General features: G+C 72.6%; 17 protein-coding genes. 4 read left to right on the forward strand and 13 right to left on the reverse strand.

Features of this window, described 5'->3' with window-relative positions; all coding sequences use genetic code 11:
* Window positions 1–427: 427 nt before the first annotated feature.
* Together OG446_RS17710 and OG446_RS17715 are read right to left on the reverse strand one after the other, a co-directional pair.
* Window positions 428–1399, reverse strand: coding sequence for a hypothetical protein (locus OG446_RS17710; protein ID WP_328894967.1), 972 nt, complete (start codon window positions 1397–1399; stop codon window positions 428–430).
* A gap of 82 nt (window positions 1400–1481) precedes the next feature.
* On the reverse strand, window positions 1482–2387 hold the full coding sequence (locus tag OG446_RS17715; RefSeq protein ID WP_328894968.1) for a helix-turn-helix domain-containing protein: 906 nt from the start codon (window positions 2385–2387) through the stop codon (window positions 1482–1484).
* Window positions 2388–2897: 510 nt separating this feature from the next.
* Between OG446_RS17715 and OG446_RS17720 the strand changes: the two genes are divergently transcribed.
* Together OG446_RS17720 and OG446_RS17725 are read left to right on the forward strand one after the other, a co-directional pair.
* Window positions 2898–4223 carry an ammonium transporter gene (locus tag OG446_RS17720; RefSeq protein ID WP_328894969.1) on the forward strand — a complete coding sequence of 442 codons (1326 nt, stop codon included), beginning with the start codon at window positions 2898–2900 and terminating at the stop codon, window positions 4221–4223.
* On the forward strand, window positions 4220–4558 hold the full coding sequence (locus tag OG446_RS17725) for a P-II family nitrogen regulator (protein WP_328894970.1): 339 nt from the start codon (window positions 4220–4222) through the stop codon (window positions 4556–4558). Before OG446_RS17720 ends, OG446_RS17725 begins: the two co-directional genes overlap by 4 nt.
* A 20-nt stretch (window positions 4559–4578) precedes the next feature.
* Here the strand turns inward: OG446_RS17725 and OG446_RS17730 are convergent, their stop codons facing one another.
* The 9 genes from OG446_RS17730 to OG446_RS17770 form a co-directional block, all read right to left on the reverse strand.
* Window positions 4579–4701, reverse strand: a complete 123-nt coding sequence (locus OG446_RS17730) for a hypothetical protein (protein ID WP_328894971.1) — start codon at window positions 4699–4701, stop codon at window positions 4579–4581.
* Between the two features lie 97 nt (window positions 4702–4798).
* On the reverse strand, window positions 4799–5485 hold the full coding sequence (locus OG446_RS17735) for a polysaccharide deacetylase family protein (protein WP_328894972.1): 687 nt from the start codon (window positions 5483–5485) through the stop codon (window positions 4799–4801).
* Between the two features lie 253 nt (window positions 5486–5738).
* A complete protein-coding gene (locus OG446_RS17740) occupies window positions 5739–6470 on the reverse strand; it encodes a dienelactone hydrolase family protein (protein WP_328894973.1) in 732 nt (243 codons plus the stop codon).
* A gap of 160 nt (window positions 6471–6630) precedes the next feature.
* Entirely contained in the window at window positions 6631–7284 is a 654-nt protein-coding gene (locus OG446_RS17745; protein ID WP_328894974.1) for a response regulator transcription factor, read from the reverse strand.
* Window positions 7281–8474: a sensor histidine kinase gene (locus OG446_RS17750; RefSeq protein ID WP_328894975.1), complete on the reverse strand. Its 1194-nt coding sequence runs from the start codon at window positions 8472–8474 to the stop codon at window positions 7281–7283. Before OG446_RS17750 ends, OG446_RS17745 begins: the two co-directional genes overlap by 4 nt.
* A gap of 5 nt (window positions 8475–8479) precedes the next feature.
* The gene (locus OG446_RS17755; protein ID WP_328894976.1) at window positions 8480–10690 is read right to left on the reverse strand and encodes an MMPL family transporter; all 2211 of its coding nucleotides are present in this window, start codon (window positions 10688–10690) and stop codon (window positions 8480–8482) included.
* 140 nt (window positions 10691–10830) lie between these two features.
* A complete protein-coding gene (locus tag OG446_RS17760) occupies window positions 10831–11415 on the reverse strand; it encodes a GNAT family N-acetyltransferase (RefSeq protein ID WP_328894977.1) in 585 nt (194 codons plus the stop codon).
* A 79-nt stretch (window positions 11416–11494) separates the two neighbouring features.
* Window positions 11495–12259: a peptidoglycan recognition protein family protein gene (locus tag OG446_RS17765; protein ID WP_328894978.1), complete on the reverse strand. Its 765-nt coding sequence runs from the start codon at window positions 12257–12259 to the stop codon at window positions 11495–11497.
* 218 nt (window positions 12260–12477) lie between these two features.
* Window positions 12478–14025, reverse strand: a complete 1548-nt coding sequence (locus OG446_RS17770; RefSeq protein WP_328898330.1) for a hypothetical protein — start codon at window positions 14023–14025, stop codon at window positions 12478–12480.
* Between the two features lie 210 nt (window positions 14026–14235).
* Between OG446_RS17770 and crcB (OG446_RS17775) the strand changes: the two genes are divergently transcribed.
* Together crcB (OG446_RS17775) and crcB (OG446_RS17780) are read left to right on the forward strand one after the other, a co-directional pair.
* A complete protein-coding gene (gene crcB / locus OG446_RS17775) occupies window positions 14236–14673 on the forward strand; it encodes a fluoride efflux transporter CrcB (protein WP_328894979.1) in 438 nt (145 codons plus the stop codon).
* Window positions 14670–15044, forward strand: coding sequence for a fluoride efflux transporter CrcB (crcB, locus tag OG446_RS17780; protein WP_328894980.1), 375 nt, complete (start codon window positions 14670–14672; stop codon window positions 15042–15044). The genes crcB (OG446_RS17775) and crcB (OG446_RS17780) overlap by 4 nt, the downstream gene beginning before the upstream one ends.
* Before the next feature lie 87 nt (window positions 15045–15131).
* Here the strand turns inward: crcB (OG446_RS17780) and OG446_RS17785 are convergent, their stop codons facing one another.
* Both OG446_RS17785 and OG446_RS17790 read right to left on the reverse strand, forming a co-directional pair.
* Complete coding sequence (locus OG446_RS17785) at window positions 15132–15443, reverse strand: SCO5918 family protein (protein WP_328894981.1); 312 nt, start codon at window positions 15441–15443, stop codon at window positions 15132–15134.
* Window positions 15444–15494: 51 nt separating this feature from the next.
* Window positions 15495–17081, reverse strand: coding sequence for a DEAD/DEAH box helicase (locus tag OG446_RS17790; protein WP_328894982.1), 1587 nt, complete (start codon window positions 17079–17081; stop codon window positions 15495–15497).
* Window positions 17082–17295: the final 214 nt, after the last annotated feature.

The following is a 17295-nucleotide window of genomic DNA, read 5'->3' on the forward strand; positions in this document are numbered from 1 at the left end:
CCCGCCCCTTTGTCCGCTCCACCGATGCCGTGCGCCCATCAAGACACACGAACACCCCCGCAGGCTGCCTCGGTTACCGTTTGCGGACAAACCTGCAGGCGGGTGGCGACAAAGGCAGGGATTCCGCGACCGGTTCGGGGTGGGCGGACACGTCCGAGGCCCGGCACCGGGGAAGGTGCCGGGCCTCGGACGGCCGCGCCGGCCGGTTCCGCCGAGGTGATCGTATGGCCAGGTCAGCGGCCCGTCATCACCACTTCTTCACGCGCTTCGGCCGAAGCCGGAGAAGCGGTACGGACACACGAGACGAACGGGTGCAGTTGCCTTCACCGCCCCGTCCTTCCTCGCGAGGAACGCCACATGTTCATGGCGGGCGCGGTGCCTGCGGGACCCTACGGCCGGGCCGGCCGTCCGGCCGAGGGACCGGCTCTCACCGGCGCGAACTCAGGCGGGCCTGCAGCAGGTTGGGGTCGACGGTCGTGTAGGCGGCGCTGAGCACGTACACGTCGTCGTGGCGCAGCGCGATGGAGGTGGGGCCCTGGAGTCCGTCGGCTCCGTCGAGGAGGGGGGTGCTGGTGCCGTCGGGGCGGATGCGCACGACCTGGTTCGGGCCGTTGAGTGCGGCGAGGACCTCGTCGCCGCGGCCGGTGAAGGCGAAGTCGTCGATGCCGACGAGGCCGGACGCCTTGACCTGCGGCGTGCCCGCACGGTTGCCGGGGCGGACCGGGATGCGAAGGAGCGTGCCCCGGTCCAGGTTGCTCACCCACAGCGCACCGTTGTGCAACTTCGCGCCGTTGACGCCGAGGAAGCCCGTCGAGGCGAGTTCGGGCGCCGTGGACCATGCGGTGGGCGTGCCGCCGGTGGTGGGCACGGTCCACACGGTGCCGAGGACGGAGTCGGTGATGTAGAGCCGCCTGCTCCGCTCGTCCAGGGCGAGCCCGTTGGGCAGGCCGTCGGCGGGCAGTGCGGCGATGCGGCGGGGATCCTGCCCGGGGCGCAGCCGCCACAGGCCCGTCAGGTCGGAGGTGCCGGTGGCGTACAGCACGTACACGGTGCCGTCAGCGGCGCGGACGATGCCGGTGGTCAGGGCGAATCCGAGGACGGGCGTGTGGGCTCCGTCGTCGGCGGGCGCGGGCAGCGTCGCCAGGACGCGGGTCGCGCCGCCGCGGGTGAGGTGGGCGACCTGGTGGGCGCCGGCGAAGGTGACGTACGCCGAGCCGTCGGGCAGCAGGGCGACGTTCTCCGGCAGCTGACCCGCGTTCTGGTCGAAGTGGGCGGCGATCCGGACATCGGTCAGCTGCCCGGCCCTTCCGGGTGCCGCACCGGCCGGTACGGCGGTGGTGAGGGCCGCGGCGGCCGCGAGGAAGAGCGACACGGTGGTCATGAGGGTTCGCTTGGACATGGTTCCTTCTTCGTTTTCGGGCATGCGGCAGCCGCGGTGCGGCGCCGAAGCCACAGGGGTGCCCGGAGGGGCGGGGGAGGATTCAGCCGGTGATGCGCGGGCCGGTGTCGTGCAGCGGCCGAGCCGCCGTCTCCTGCGGCGCGACGGCGTGGGCGAGCAGGGCCAGGGCGGCCGCGGACGGTGATCCGGGGGCGGCCGTGGCCACGACCAGGGCCGGCCCGTCGCCCTGGGGGCTCTGCAGGGTCTGCTGGGTGACGGTGAGCGTCCCGACCAGCGGGTGGCGCATCTCGTAGTCGGCGGTGTCGCAGGCCAGGATCCGGTGGTCCGCCCACATGGTCGCGAACTCCCGGCTGTGCATGGTCAGTTCGCCGATCAGCCCGGCCAGCAGCGGATCGTCGGGGTGCCGTCCTGCGGTCAGCCGGAGGTTGCCCACCACGGCCCTGGCCTTGGCGGGCCAGTCGGCGTACAGATCACGGGTATGGGCGTCGAGGAACACCGCCCTGGCCATGTTGGGCCGCCGGCCCGGTTCGTCGGGGCCGGTCCGGTCGAGATGGCCGGCGAACAGCGCGTGCCCCTGCCGGTTCCAGGCCAGGACGTCGCTGCGGCGCCCCAGGACGATGGCGGGTGTCCCGTCGATGGCGGCCAGCAGGGCCCGGGTAGCCTCGCTGATGCGTTCGACCCTCGGCCGGCCTGCCTGCCTGCCCCGTCTGGGGGCGCGGGCCAGGGCGTGCAGGTGGGCGCGTTCCGCACCGTCCAGCCGCAGCGCACCGGCGAGGGCGTCGAGTACCTCGGGGGAGGCGTTGTGCGACTGGCCCTGCTCCAGCCGCGCGTAGTAGGGAGCGCTGATGCCGGCGAGCATCGCGAGCTCCTCCCGCCGCAGTCCCGGCACCCGGCGCCGCTCACCGTACGTCTTCAGTCCGACGTCCTCGGGCCGCAGTTGGCCCCTGCGCACCTGGAGGAAGTCGGCGAGTTGCCCGTGCTTCTTCATGTGACCGAGTATGCGCACCCTCGGCGTTCGCCGCCTCACCCTGCCGGGGTACGGATCCGCGGGGTGCGTCACGGCAGCCGAAGGGCCGTACGCGCCGGCCCGTTCAGTCCTGCGGGTCCGGCCACGGCCTGCGCCCGGGCCCGGCCGGGTGGTCCCCGTCACGCCCATGACCACGGAGTAGAGGCTGGTCTCGGCGGCGATGAGGAGCCGGTTGCGCTCGGCCCCGCCCCCGGAGATGTTGGCCACCGCTACTCCAGCACTCCCTTGAGCAGTCGGCTCTCGATCCTGCCCGGGGTCCGGTCGCTCGGCTGCCCACTTGCCGTACCGGGTTCCATGCAATGCAAGACACCAGTCGGGAGGGGCCGCTTCCGCGGCTGCCCGCGGCCGTGAGATCTCGGCAACTCCCGCGCAATGAAATGCGGCGGAAACATCCGGGTCCCTCCGACGAAACGCGCACCGGTCACGCTCTCAGTCGCCCGCACCGCACGCGCCCCGAGGAGGGACTCCCCCGTGACCCCCGTGACCGTGACCGCGGCCGGCATCGACACAGGTGACACCGCCTGGCTGCTCGCCGCCACCGCACTCGTTCTGCTGATGACGCCCGGGCTCGCGCTCTTCTACGGCGGCATGGTCCGTACGAAGAACGTACTCAACATGCTGATGATGAGCTTCGTGTCGATCGCTCTCGTCACCGTCGTCTGGCTGCTCGCCGGATACTCGCTGGCCTTCGGCGACGACGCGTTCGGCGGGCTCGTCGGGGATCTGCGGCACGTCGGCATGGCCGGCATCGGGCCCGACAGCGTGACCGGCAGCGTGCCGACCCTGCTGTTCACCACGTTCCAGCTGACCTTCGCGATCGTCACCGCGGCACTCATCAGCGGTGCGATCGCGGACCGGACGAAGTTCACCGCCTGGCTCGTTCTCGTGCCGGTGTGGACGCTGCTCGTCTACGCCCCCGTCGCCCACTGGGTGTGGGGCCCCGGCGGCTGGATCAAGGACCAGCTGGGCGCGCTCGACTTCGCCGGCGGGCTGGTCGTGGAGATCGCGTCCGGGGCTTCCGGACTGGCGCTCGCGCTCGTCGTGGGACCTCGCATCGGGTTCAGGAAGGACGCGATGCGTCCGCACAACCTGCCCATGGTGATGCTCGGCGCCGGACTGCTCTGGTTCGGCTGGCTCGGCTTCAACGGCGGCTCCGCGCTCGGCGCCAACGGGCTGGCGGCCGCCTCGGTCCTCAACACCCTGGTCGCCGGCTGCACCGGACTGCTCGGCTGGCTCTTCGTCGAGCAGAAGCGCGACGGCCACCCCACCACGTTCGGCGCCGCCTCCGGCGCGGTCGCCGGGCTGGTCGCGATCACCCCCGCCTGCGGCACCGTGGGCATCCTCGGCGGCGCCGCGGTCGGCCTCGCGGCGGGCGTGATCTGCTCGTACGCCGTCGCGTGGAAGTTCCGCTTCGGCTACGACGACTCGCTGGACGTCGTCGGCGTGCACTTCGTCGGCGGCATCGTCGGCACCCTGCTCATCGGCCTGTTCGCGACGGCCGCGATGACCGGCGGCGCGGAAGGGCTGTTGTACGGGGGCGGGTTCGGCCAGCTCGCCCGGCAGGCCGTCGCCGTACTCGCCGTGGCCGCGTACACCTTCCTCATGACGTACGGCATCGGCAAGGCCGTCGACCGGTTCATGGGGCTGCGGGCCTCCGCGGACGAGGAACTCACCGGCCTGGACCAGACACTGCACGCGGAGAGCGCCTACGATCACGGCGCCCTGGGTCATGGCGCTCCGCAGGCCGTGCCCGCCCGGCCGACGCCGCTCCCCAAGGACAGGAACTCCGCCTCATGAAGCTCATCACCGCCGTCGTCAGACCGCACCGCCTCGACGAGGTGAAGGCCGCGCTGCGGGAACTGGGCGTCCACGGCCTCACCGTCACCGAAGCCAGCGGCTACGGACGGCAGCACGGCCACACCGAGGTGTACCGGGGCGCCGAGTACCGGGTCGACCTGGTGCCCAAGATCCGCATCGAGGTCGTCGTCGCCGACCCGGACGCCGAACCGGTCGTCGACGCGATCGTGCGCGCCGCCCGCACCGACCGGATCGGCGACGGCAAGGTGTGGATCCAGCCGGTCGAAACGGTGGTGCGGGTCCGCACGGGCGAGCGCGGGCCGGACGCGCTGTAGGGCCGACCCGCCACCGGCCGTCAGGCCGGCCGGTCCGCGGCGGTGGCCGGCTGGACCGTGGCCGGCAGCAGGGCTCCGGCCGGCAGGGCCACGCACCGGCCACCGGTACGGGGCATGCGCGGCCGTAAGAGGTGCTCTCTCATGCGGAACTCCTGAAGAGGGGGAGGCGGGACGGGACTTACGGTCCTCTGTTCGGATCAGGCCGGACCCCGAGGCCCGCCCTGATCCGAACGAGCGGCCCTACGCGCGCCGGGCCGGGCGATCGAAGCGCCAGCCCTGCGACCTGAGTTCCGGCACGATGCGGTCGACGGCCGCGACCGTCTGGCTGCGGTCTCCTCCGCCGTCGTGCATCAGGACCACGGCGCCGGGCGTGATCCCCTCGTTGATCCGGCGGACCAGTTCGTCGGTGCCCGGCGGCTCCCAGTCGCCGATCGCCAGGCGCCAGCCCAGCGGCTGCATCCCCAGGCTGCGCGCCACGTCCGGGCTTCCGCCCCAACTACCGTACGGAGCACGGAAATAGGGGATCCGCACGCCGGGCACGGCCCGCCGGATCTCGGCGTTGGTCCGTTCCAGGTCGGCCCGGATCAGCTCCGGCATCCAGGTGGCCAGGTCCTCGTGGCGCATGGTGTGGTTGCACAGCGTGTGGCCGCCCGCGACGATCGCGCGCACCAGCTCCGGGTGCTCCCTGACGTGGTCGCCCCACAGGCAGAACACCGCCTTGACATGGTGCTTGCGCAGCACCTTCAACAGCTGCGGGGTGTCGGTGGGGTTCGGCCCGTCGTCGAAGGTCAGGGCGAGCGTTCTGCCCCCGTGCCGGGTGGAGTCGACGATGCCGGTGCCGGTCCGGCCGCCCTGATCGGCCTGGGCGACGCCGGTGGCCGCCGACGCGCCGAGGCACAGCAAGCCCGCCGTCAGCAGGGGCGTCACGCGCCGGCCCGGGCCTCGGCGCAGCCGGAAGCGCCGACCGCCGGAGGCGGAGGCGGAGGTGTGGGCACTGCTCCGGGCCGTGGTCAATGCGGGGCCTCGATTCCGTGTACCGGCGGAGCGATCCGTACGGCCGAAGGCCCCGCGCTCACCGCCGTATCGAATGTTTCGAGATTTCTCACGAACGATCGGGGAGAACGTAGGGAGGTTTCCCGTCCTCGTCAAGAGGGCCCCAACCTCGGCCCCCGGTCCTCGACTACCGGGCCAGGGCGGCGTCGAGAAGCGGCAGCAGGCGGTCCCAGTGGTGCTGCAGCGCACCGGCGTCGAAGGCATCGGTGTCGGACATGGTGAAGCCGTGGACGGAGCCGGGGTAGATCTCGGAGGTGTGGTGCACCCCCGCCGCGTCCAGGGCCTGGTTGAGCTCGGCGAGCGCCTCCGGCGTCAAGTCGCTCGCGGCGTGGCCGAAATGGACCTCGGCGGTCAGTTTCGCGAGGCTGTCAGTCCCGTCGGCGCCCACGGGAGCGTGGAATGCGGCGAGGGCGGCCACCCGGCCGGGGTGGGCCACGGCGGTGCGGGTCGCCACGAGACCGCCGATGCAGTAGCCGGTCACCGCGACCGGCCCGGCGTCGGCCTCGGGCCGTGCAGCGAGAAAGCCGAGGTAGGCGTCGGCGTCGCGCAGGGTGCGTTCCGCGGTGTGTGCCTCGATCAGGGGCATCAGCTGGGCGAAGACCGCGGGCCGTTCCTCCGCTCCGATGTGCCCGGGAAGTTCGATCACCGGTGTCGGGCCGTTCCGGTAGAAGATGTTGGGGACGAGCACGTAGTACCCGTGGCCGGCCAGTTCGCAGGCCATGTCCCGCAGTACGGGCCGGATCCCGAAGCCGTCCGGGTACATCAGCACCCCCGGGTGCCGCTCGCCGTCGTCGGGAAAGGCCGCGAAGGCGTCCGCCCGGCCGTCCGCGGTGGGAATGTACAGCGTCTCGGTGCGCATGATCTTCTCCTGTGATGGTTGACGAGTCGGTGCCGGTCCGCACGGCTGGAGGCGGGGCCCGCGCGGCTGCGCCGGGTCCACCCGGATGTCCGGCGCCGTTGGCTCGCGAGAGCAGGGCGCGGACGCGGACGATCCGCGTCCCGGGTGCCTCCCGCACGGGTCAACTCCCCTGCAGCAGACCCGCGTCCAGCGCGACCACCACCGCACGCGTGCGGTCGTTGACGTCGAGCTTGGCGAAGATCCGCAGCAGATGGGTCTTCACCGTGGCCTCGCCGATGAACAGCCTGCGGCCGATCTCCACGTTGGACAGCCCGTCCGCGACCGCCCGGAGCACCTCGGACTCGCGAGCGGTCAGGGTGACGGGCGCGGGCCGGCGCATCCTCGCCACCAGGCGCTGCGCCACCCGCGGGGCCAGGACCGTCTCGCCCCGGGACGCCGAGTGGATCGCCTCGACCAGCTGCTCACGGGTGGCGTCCTTGAGGAGGTAGCCCGTGGCGCCCGCCTCGACGCCTCGCTCGATGTCCGCGTCGGTGTCGTACGTCGTCAGGATCAGCACCCGGGTCGGAGCCTCGCCCGCGACGATCTCCAGGGTGGCGCCCACCCCGTCCAGTACCGGCATCCGCAGGTCCAGCAGGGCCACATCGGGGCGGAGCCGCTCGACGAGCCGGACCGCCTCGCGGCCGTCGCCCGCTTCGCCGACGATCTCGACCGTGGGTTCCGAGGAGAGCAGCGCGACGAGTCCGGCGCGCATCACCGTGTGGTCGTCGGCCAGGATGATCCGCAGCGGGGGCGGGGTGTCCGTGTCGGATGTCATGTCACTCCTGACTGGCGCAGCACTAGCGGGATGGTGGCGAGGATCCGCGTGCCGTCGCCGAGCGAACTGGTGACGGTGAGGCCGCCGCCGAACTCGGCGAGCCGTTTGCGCATGCCGTCCAGGCCGAAGCCGTGGGAGTCCTCGACGACGAACCCGCGGCCGTCGTCGGTGATCTCCAGCTCGACGGTGTCGGGTCCGTGTGCCAGGACCACGCCGACCGTGGTCGCCGCCGCGTGCTTACGGACGTTGGCCAGGGACTCCTGGGTGCAGCGCAGCAGGGCGATCCGGGTCGGCTGGTCGCAGTCGATGTCGGCGAGGTCCGCCGTCACGTCGAGTCCGGTGTCCTCGGTGAAGCGGTCCAGGGTGCGACGGAGCGTCGCGGCGACCGACCCGGGGGCCACGCCGCTGCGGGGGGCGGCGCCGACCAGGACCCGTGCCTCGGCGAGGTTCTCCCTGGCCGTCTGCTCGATGGACTGGAGCTGCTGGGCGCTGCGGTCGACGTCCACGGCCAGCTGCGACCTGGCCGCTTCGGCGAGCACGATGATGGAGGCGAAGCCCTGGGCGAGGGTGTCGTGGATCTCCCGGGCGAGACGTTCGCGTTCCTCGGCCGCGCCCTGGCGCTGGTAGACCTCCGCCAGTTCGAGCTGGGTGTTCTCCAACTCGGCGCGCAGAGCGGCGCGTTCGTCGCGCTGGGCCAGCGCCCGGGGCGTGATCAGCGCCATCACGACGGCCACCGCCCAGACGCCGAGGGAGGAGACGGTGTTCGTGAGGAACACGTCCGGCTGACCGCCCTCGCGCAGACTGCCGCCGACGGTGATCGCCAGGGCGCCGAGGCCGGTGAACAGGATGGCGCCCCGGGGGCTGTCCGCGAAGACGATGAACTGCGTGAGCGTGACGGTGTAGTAGACGCCGAGACCGTCACCGAGGTACGCGAGCAGCCCCAGCACGACGACGAGGACCGCGAGGTAGCCGTAGCCGAGCGCCGGCCGGCCCGCCGGGCGCGTACGCACCAGTCCGTAGCAGAGCGCGAGCACGGCCGTCAGCGCGAGGATCCCGAGTTTGCGGTCCACCGGACCGCCGCCCAGCATCGTGATGAGGGTGACCAGGGCGATCAGCCCCCAGGAGAGGAGCTCCCACCCGTGGAGCACCCAGATCCAGACGGGATCGCCGCGCCGAGGCCGTTGAAGCATGCCTGTCAGCCTACGTGGGGGACGGGCCGGTCCGCGGGGACGGACGGGGCGCTGCCGGGCCTGCGGCGCAGCGGACGCCAGGCACGCTCGCCGAGGAGCAGCAGGGCGGACGGCAGGATCATCATCCGGATGACCACGGCGTCCAGCAGGACCGCGACCGCCAGGCAGAAGCCCATCTGCTTCATCTCGGTGAGGTGCAGGAAGACGAAGGCCGCGAAGATCGTGACCATGACCAGGGCCGCGCTCGTCACCACCTTGGCCGAGCGGTCGATGCCGTCGAGCACCGCCTCGCGGGCCGTCATCCCGTGGTCCATGGCCTCCTTGATCCGGCTGACGACGAAGACCTGGTAGTCCATCGAGAGGCCGAACAGGAGCACGAAGAGGAAGAGCGGCACCCTGGACGCGATCGCGCCGAGGGAGTCGAAGTCCAGCAGGCCCTCGGCCCAGGTGCCCTGGAAGACCAGGACGAGCGCGCCGAGCGCGGCTGCCGCGGAGAGCAGGTTCAGTACGACTCCGAGCAGGCCGACGATCACCGAGCGGAACGCCACCGCGGTCGTGACGAAGGTGAGCAGCAGCAGGAAGCCGATCACCAGCGGCAGCTTGCTCCGCTCGTGGTGCACATAGTCCTGACCGCGGGCCACATCACCGCTGACCCCCGTGTCCACCGCCGTCAACTCGCCCACGGTCGCCGGGATGTAGCGGTCGCGCAGGTGGTCCAGCGAGGTGATCGCCTCGTCGGAGGGCGCCGGGTGCGGCACCGCCAGTTCCAGCACGCTGGTCCGGCCGTCGGCCGATGTGCGCACCACGGGCTCGCCGGTGCGGGAGAAGAGCGGGTCCGCCTGGGCGGTCCGGCCGAGTTCGGTCAGGGCCTTCCTGACCTCGGGGGCCTGTTCCGGGGTGCCGCGGGTCACCACTTCGTGTTTGACCAGGAGTTCGGGGAACGCCGTCGTCAGCCGGTCGTAGACCTGCATGGCCGGGATGTCGCGGGAGAAGGTGTCCCGGCCGGGGTCGACGAGCTTGAGGCCCAGCGCGGGCGCCGCCACGGCGAGCATGACCAGGACCGAGACGCACAGGGTGATCGCGGGGTGGCGCCGGGCGGGGCGCATGAGGGCGCCGAAGATCCGGCCGTTCTCGGGCTTCGCCGGCTTCGTACGGACCGGCGCACCGCGCTTCGCCCGCCGGGCGGCCTTCTTCACGGCACGGCGTTCGGTGCGGCGGCCGAGCTTCACGAGCAGTGCGGGCAGCACGGTGAGCGAGCTGAGGACGGCCACGGCGACGACGAGAATGGTGCCGGTGGCCAGCGAGGAGAAGATGACGTCGGTGGCCAGGTAGAGGGTGGCGGTGCAGACGATCACGGCGAGGCCGGAGACCACGACGGCCCGGCCCGCGGTCGCCGCGGCGAGTTCCACCAGTGCTTCGGAACTGAGGCGGCCGGCTGCCCGGGACCGTTCCTCGCGTTCGCGCTTGAGGTAGAAGAGCGTGTAGTCGACGCCGACCGCGAGGCCCATGAGCAGGATCATGTTGGTCCCGACACCCGGGTCGGGCATCAGGTGCGAGGCCAGCATGGCCAGGCCCATCGTCGCGGCGATCGAGGACAGCGCCAGGAGCAGCGGCACACCGGCCATGACGACCGAGCCGAACACGATCAGCAGGATGACGAGCGTCACCGGCAGGGAGAGGCGCTCGGACAGCGCGAGGTCCTTGCCGCGCTGGTCGTTGACGCCCTTGCTGATGGCGGGCGAGCCGGTCTCCTCCACGATCAGGTCCGGGTGGGCCTCGGCCACCTGCGCGGTCCGGTCGAGGAGCGGGACGACGTTCTTCTTGCCGTCGAGTTCGGCGCCCTTCATGACCACGGTCACGCGCAGGGCCGTGCCGTCCTCGGAGCGGACCGGCGGCGCCACCTCGGCCACCTCGGGCAGCGCGTCCATCCGGGCGGTGAGGTCGCGGGCCGCCGCGCCGGCCCGTTCCGTGTCCAGGGGGCCCGACCTGGCGCGGATCAGGACGTGCTCGGTGGGCCGGCGCTGGAGCCCGGCGTCGGTGGCCATCGATTCGGCGTGGCCCGCCTCGCCGACCCAGAAGTCCTTGGTGGTGGCGGAGTTGTTGCCGGCGGCGATGCCCGCGCCGAGGCACAGCAGCACGAAGACGAACCAGCCGACGATCGCGCGCCACGGATGCCGGGCGCTCCAACGGGCCATACGTACGGGTCGCATTCTCATGCGTCCATGCTGGTTCGCGGGGCCCTCCGCCCGGCAGCCCCGGCCGGTGGAACCCGGGGTCCACCGGCCGGTGGACACGGACCCGGGGGCAGGCCCCCGTACGGACACCCGAGGCGCGCCGCAGACGGCTCGCGGACGGGTCAGAGGCGGGCTTCCAGACGGGCCTTCGCCTCGGGCCACTCGTCGGCGAGCAGGGAGAAGTAGACGGTGTCGCGCCAGGTGCCGTCGGGCCGGCGGCGGTGGCGCCGCAGCACCCCTTCGCGGTGGGCGCCGAGCCGGGCGATCGCTTCCTGGGAGCGGACGTTGAGGTGGTCGGTCTTCAACTGCACGCGCCCCATGCCCAGTTCGTCGAAGGCGTGGCCGATCAGGAGCAGCTTCGTCTCCGTGTTGACCGCCGAGCGCCAGTGGGCGCGGCCGTACCACGTCCAGCCGATCTCCAGGCGTTCGTTGGCCTCGTCGATGTCCATGTACGTGGTCCAGCCGACCGCCCGTCCGCTCGCGCGGTGGATGACGGCGAACGGGACGTACGCCCCGTCCGCGAGCAGCGCCGTGAGCTTCTCGCCGAGCTCCTCCGCGGTGTGCGGGGTCGGTCCGCCCTGCCAGCGCCAGACCTCGTCGTCACCGCCGCCGGCGGCGAAGAGGTCGTCGAGGTGGTCCGGGGTGAGTGGTTCGACGCGGACGTGGCGGCCGGTCAGGGTCACGGGAAGCGGGGTCGTGGCAGACATGCCGGCATGCTAGCCCATTTCGAACTAGGCATAAAAGCGTTATGCACTAGTGCGAAACGGGACCAGTGGCGGAACAGGCTCAGTGGGGCGGCTCCGCGTCCGCCGTGCCCGTCCGGGCCTGGCGCAGGGCCGCCGCCGCGGCCCGGATCGCCGGGAGCTTCGCGTACAGCGCCTCGCCGGGGCAGTTGGTCTGGTAGGCGTCGCGGTGGCCCGAGATGACGTGCAGCACGGCCGCCTCGCCCTTCGCGTACCGGCTCGCGTCGTTCGTGGAGACCAGCCGCACCCGGCCCTGCGGATCGGCCCCCGGCCGCAGTTTCCACGCGGCCACCTCGGCGAGCGCCCGGACGATGGCCTTCGGCACCACGGCCCCCCGCCCGTAGTCGCCCAGCACCGCTATGCCCACGCTGTCGGCGTTGAAGCCCGTGGTGTGCGCCCCCCGGACCTGGCGCGTGATGCCTCCGGCCCGGCCCTCGTAGATCGTGCCGCACCGGTCGACGAGGAAGTTGTAGCCGATGTCGTCCCAGCCGTTGCCCTTGATGTGGGACTCCTCGACCGCCCGCAGCATGCGCGGCACGTCGGCGCAGTCGTAGGTGTTGGACTCGCCCGTGTGATGGATGAAGACCGCCCGCACGGCGCCCGTGTAGACCGCGTGCTCCCGCACCATGCCCTCGTCCGCGTGCCAGGCCGCCCGGGTGACGATCGCCGGCTGCGGCACCCCGCGCGTTTGCTCGTGCGCCTGGGCCTGCGGTGGGGGCGGCGCGAAGCGCACCGGGGCGCCCCGCAGCACCAGAAGGGTGAGCGGGAGGACCGCGGCGGCCGGCCAGAGTCGGTGACGGAGCCACATGGGACCACCCTGCGGCTTCTGTGCCCGGCGCGCAGATACGGTGGCCGATCGGGTGAAACCGCAGGTCCGGACCGCGCGCCGCTCAGGGCGGGCAGCCCGCGCCCCGCGGCCCGCGCCGCTGCCGGCGGAGGCCGCCGAGGTGCTGGACCCGCCGCGACGGCGTCCACGATGTCTTCAGCCGCCGGCGGCGCCCCCGGCCGGGCGGCGGCCGCCCCGCCTCAGCAGCCCCGCCGGCTCGGCAGCCGGTACGCCGAGTCCAGGCGGTACGTCCCGGCCCGCGGCACGGTCAGCCTCGTCCACTCGCCGTCCTGCCGCAGGCATCCCCGGTGGGCCCCGTCGACACCGCGCACCCGCAGCCACGGCGAATGGGCGAGACGGACGGTCACCGAGCCCGCCTCGGGCATCCGCACCACCAGCTCGGCGTCGTCGCCTCGTACGACCTGGGCGGGGGCCTCGACCAGCGGCCTCGCGCCCCGCACCCGGTAGATCGTCCACCCGTCGTCCTGCCACACCTGCTCCAGCCAGGGCTGCCCGGCCCTGACCAGCGCCGCCTCGGCCTCGGCGGGCCCGTCGGGCTGCCCGTGGTGCAGCACCACATAGCCCACGGCCCACCGGTCCAGCCAGGCCCGGTAGGTGTCGGGGGACAGCGTCCCGTCGTAGAAGAGCCGCCCGCGTTCGACGTCGAGCTGGCGGTTCCAGCCGCGCGCCATGTTCACGTGCGGGGCGAGCACGGCCGCCTCCCGGTGGTTGCGGGCCGGAACGACCTCCACCCGGCCGAGACCGGCGCCCAGGCGTTCCAGTTCACCGGTCACCCCCTCGGTGCGCGACGCCCAGGACGGCACCTGGGTGGACACCCGGAGGTCGTCCGCGGTCTTGTCGACCAGCCAGTTGGCGGACAGCACGAGGGCCACCGCCATCATGGCCGTCCGCGCCCACGCCTTCTCCCCCACGAGGGCGAGGACCGCCATGAACAGCACGGGCACGGCGACGAGACCGAGCAGCCGCTCCACGTTCGTACCGATCGGAGAGGCGATGAGGTAGGTGAGGAGCACGCCGACGGCGTACACCACGGCCCCGTACCGCAGCAGCCGCCACTCCCGCCCCACCGGCGCCGCCACCGCGAGGACGGCGCAGACGACGATCGGCATCCACAACCGGTTGGCGTGCATGGGCTGTTCGCCCTCGAACGGGAAGAGCACCGTGGTGGCGCCGACGACGGCGAAGAACGGCACCATCAGCACCGCACCCTTGCGCCACTGCCGGTCCAGCAGGTACGCCGCCCCCGCCACCACGAGGAACAGCCCCGCGACCGGACTGGCCATCGTCGCGAGCGCCCCGGCCACCACGGCGGTAACCGAACGGTGCGCGTACAGGCAGGCGACGAGCCCGACGGCGACCCCGAGCGCGAAGGTCGTACGCCCCGACGCCACGTTGCACCACAGGGCGAGCGCCGCCAGGACCGCCGGAAGGACGGCGTGCGGCACGTTCCTGCGCGCGAACAGGAGGGACATGAACCAGGTGCCGGCGAGCCCGGCGGCCACGGACACCGTCCGCACGCCGAGGAAGGCCATCACATACGAGGAGAAGACGCTGTAGTTGGCCGTGTGCATCCCCCCGTACCAGGAGAGGTTGTAGGCCGCGCCCGGGTGGCGGGCGGTGAACCCCGACCAGGCCAGCTGAGCGGCGAGATCACCGCCGCCGGTGGCCAGGACGGCCGCCCACACGCCGTAGAGGGGAAGGACGACGGCCACGGCGACGACCGGCACACGGTGCCGCCGCCACCACGACGCGCGGACCTCCGGCTCCCGGACCCCCCGCGCCCCGTCCCGCTGCCGGGGAATGCGACCCCGGTCGACGTCCCCTGCCGCTGCTGTCCGCAACTCCCCGTTGGCATACACCCGGGCAACCCTAGGACAACGCTTCCCGGCAGCACACGGGCGATAACCTGGCGGCCGCGCCCGACCGGCAGGAGACGTGTGTCCACGAAGTCCCACCACCCGCAGACCGCCGTCGTCGCGGTGGTCGCGCTCGGCGGCGCGGCGGGCGCGTCCGCCCGCTACGGGGCCGCGCTCCTGTGGCCCACCGCGACGGGCGGATTCCCGTGGACGACCCTCGTGGTGAACGTCGTCGGCTGTGCGGTGATCGGTGTGTTCATGGTGGTGATCAGCGAGGCGTGGACGCCGCACCGCCTGGTCCGGCCGTTCTTCGGCACCGGGGTACTGGGCGGTTTCACCACCTTCTCCACGTACGCCGTGGACATCGAGCGCCTCGTCGACGGCGGCCGGGCCCGCACCGGTCTGGCCTATCTGGGCCTGACCCTGCTCGCGGCCCTCGCGGCGGTGTGGAGCGCGGCGTGGCTGACACGCCGCGCACTGGAGACCGTCCGGCCCGGACGGGACGGGGAACGCCCGTGAACTGGCTGCTGGTGATCATCGGTGCGGCGGTGGGTGCCCCGCTGCGGTATCTGACCGACCGGGCGGTGCAGGCCAGGCACGACACCGTCTTCCCGTGGGGGACCTTCACGGTGAACGTGAGCGGCTGTCTGGTGCTGGGCCTGCTGACCGGCGCGGTGGCCGCCGGCGCCGCGTCCTCGCACCTGCAGCTGCTGCTCGGGACGGGGCTCTGCGGGGCGCTGACCACGTACTCGACGTTCAGTTACGAGACGCTGCGGCTGGCCGAGGGCGGGGCGCGGCTCCACGCGGCGGCCAACGCGGTGGCGAGCGTGGTCGCGGGTCTCGGCGCGGCGTTCGCCGGTGTCGCGCTCGCCGAGGCGCTGTGGAGCTGACCGCCCGGCCCGTACACGGGACCGCACACGCCGAGGCCCGGCCTCCCTCTCGGGGAGACCGGGCCTCGGCGTGTGACGGTGCGGGGCTCAGACGTCCTGGCCGGGCGTCCCCAGCGCGGCGGACGCCGCTTCCAGAGGGCTGAGCACCACGGGCGCGGCGGGGGCCGGGATGGACCGGCAGGTGAAACCGAGACGCGAGAGCGCCCTGGTCACCTCACCGGCCGAGAAGTCCCGGCGGTCCTGCCGGGTGATGACCTCGCCCACCTGCTTGACGGGGTACACACGACGACTGATGATCACCGAATCCCCGGTGACGGGTTCGGGCTTGATGCCCTTCATCGATTCCTCGACCTCGTGCTTGAACAGGTCGAACGGGAAACGGGCGATGACGCAGCGCATAGTGCCTCAACGGGGTCGGGGGACGGAACCGGGCGGGAACGCGGATGTCGGTCAGGCGGCGCGGTCGCCGGAGGAGCGGCGCGGTGCGCCACCGCCCCGCGGCTGGGACGACGCCGACGACGACGAGGTGCGGCGGCCCTGGGCGGGCCGGCTGCGCCGGCCTCGGGAGGAGGAGCCGCTCCTGGGGCGCTCGGACGGCGGCGAGGTGATGGTGACGGGGATGCCCGAGGGGGCCTGCGCACCGGTGATCCGGCTCAGCTCGGCCTCGCCGGAACGGACCTCGGCGACCTGCGGGGTGATCCCCGCGTCGGCCATCAGACGTGTCATCTCGCGGCGCTGGTTGGGCAGCACCAGCGTGACGACGCTGCCGGACTCACCGGCCCGGGCGGTGCGGCCGCCGCGGTGCAGGTAGTCCTTGTGGTCGCTCGGCGGGTCGACGTTGACGACCAGGTCGAGGTTGTCGACGTGGATACCGCGGGCCGCGACGTTCGTGGCGACCAGCACCGTGACATGGCCGGTCTTGAACCGCGTCAGGGTCCGGGTGCGCTGCGGCTGGGACTTCCCGCCGTGCAGCGCGGCCGCCCGCACCCCGCTGCTGAGCAGGTGGTCGGTGAGCTTGTCCACGGCGTGCTTGGTGTCGAGGAACATGATCACCCGGCCGTCGCGGGCGGCGATCTCCGTCGTGGTGGCGTACTTGTCGGCGCCGCGGACGTAGAGCACGTGGTGCTCCATCGTCGTGACCGCGCCGGCGGCCGGGTCGACCGAGTGGACGACCGGGTCGTGCAGGTAGCGGCGGACCAGCAGGTCGACGTTGCGGTCCAGGGTCGCCGAGAACAGCATCCGCTGGCCCCCCGGCTGCACCTGGTCGAGCAGCTCGGTGACCTGCGGCATGAAGCCCATGTCGGCCATCTGGTCGGCCTCGTCGAGCACGGTGATGGAAACCCGGTCCAGGGTGCAGTCGCCGCGCTCGATCAGGTCCTTGAGCCGGCCGGGCGTGGCGACGACGACCTCGGAGCCGCCGCGCAGCGCGGCGGACTGCCGGCCGATCGACATGCCGCCGACGACGGTGGCCATCCGCAGCTTGAGCGAGCGGGCGTACGGGGTGAGCGCGTCGGTGACCTGCTGGGCCAGTTCCCGGGTGGGCACGAGGACCAGGGCCAGCGGGCGACGCGATTCGGCGCGCCGTCCCTCGATACGGGCCAGCAGGGCCAGACCGAAGGCGAGCGTCTTGCCGGAGCCGGTACGGCCGCGGCCGAGCACGTCACGGCCGGCCAGCGAGTTGGGCAGCGTGGCCGCCTGGATCGGGAACGGTACGGTCACGCCCTCGTTGGTGAGCGCCGACAGCAGGGGCGCGGGCATCTCCAGGTCGGCGAAGGCCTCGACGGCGGGCAGTCCCGGCGTGATGGTCTTCGGCAGGGCGAACTCACCCTGCTTGGCGGCGGGGCGGCGGCCGTAGCCACCACCGGAGCGCTGGGCCGGGGCGCCGAAGCGTCCCTGGCCGCCGCCCTGACGGCTGCTCGGAGCCTGCGAGCGGAAACCGCCGCCACCCGAACGGGAGCCACCGGAACCGGGGGCTCCACCGCCGCGGGTGGTGCGGGAGAAACGGTCATTGGAACGAGCTGTGCGATCGCGGTTCATACAGAACCTTTCCTCGATATGGCGCGTATCGAGGAATTCATTGCGGCGACGAGCGGCACAAGAATCGCAAGAACGGGCCGTTGGCATACGTGAACGAAGCCCGGCAGCCGGTCTTGAGCCGATACGGGCCCGGCGCAGCCGGGTCCGGCGCTTCGCAATGACGGACGAACCGGCCCGGGACGCGGGCCTGCGTGTCTCGTCACGGGGCTCCGGC

Origin of the sequence: Streptomyces sp. NBC_00236, assembly GCF_036195045.1 — a bacterium.
Lineage (GTDB): Bacteria > Actinomycetota > Actinomycetes > Streptomycetales > Streptomycetaceae > Streptomyces.

Bases quoted from the DNA above. Each gene is read 5' to 3' on its own strand.
- OG446_RS17710 (WP_328894967.1), bottom strand. From the start codon at position 1,399: ATGTCCAAGCGAACCCTCATGACCACCGTGTCGCTCTTCCTCGCGGCC.
- OG446_RS17715 (WP_328894968.1), bottom strand. From the start codon at position 2,387: ATGAAGAAGCACGGGCAACTCGCCGACTTCCTCCAGGTGCGCAGGGGC.
- OG446_RS17725 (WP_328894970.1), top strand. From the start codon at position 4,220: ATGAAGCTCATCACCGCCGTCGTCAGACCGCACCGCCTCGACGAGGTG.
- OG446_RS17730 (WP_328894971.1), bottom strand. From the start codon at position 4,701: ATGAGAGAGCACCTCTTACGGCCGCGCATGCCCCGTACCGGTGGCCGG.
- OG446_RS17740 (WP_328894973.1), bottom strand. From the start codon at position 6,470: ATGCGCACCGAGACGCTGTACATTCCCACCGCGGACGGCCGGGCGGAC.
- OG446_RS17745 (WP_328894974.1), bottom strand. From the start codon at position 7,284: ATGACATCCGACACGGACACCCCGCCCCCGCTGCGGATCATCCTGGCC.
- OG446_RS17750 (WP_328894975.1), bottom strand. From the start codon at position 8,474: ATGCTTCAACGGCCTCGGCGCGGCGATCCCGTCTGGATCTGGGTGCTC.
- OG446_RS17755 (WP_328894976.1), bottom strand. From the start codon at position 10,690: ATGAGAATGCGACCCGTACGTATGGCCCGTTGGAGCGCCCGGCATCCG.
- OG446_RS17760 (WP_328894977.1), bottom strand. From the start codon at position 11,415: ATGTCTGCCACGACCCCGCTTCCCGTGACCCTGACCGGCCGCCACGTC.
- OG446_RS17765 (WP_328894978.1), bottom strand. From the start codon at position 12,259: ATGTGGCTCCGTCACCGACTCTGGCCGGCCGCCGCGGTCCTCCCGCTC.
- OG446_RS17785 (WP_328894981.1), bottom strand. From the start codon at position 15,443: ATGCGCTGCGTCATCGCCCGTTTCCCGTTCGACCTGTTCAAGCACGAG.
- OG446_RS17790 (WP_328894982.1), bottom strand. From the start codon at position 17,081: ATGAACCGCGATCGCACAGCTCGTTCCAATGACCGTTTCTCCCGCACC.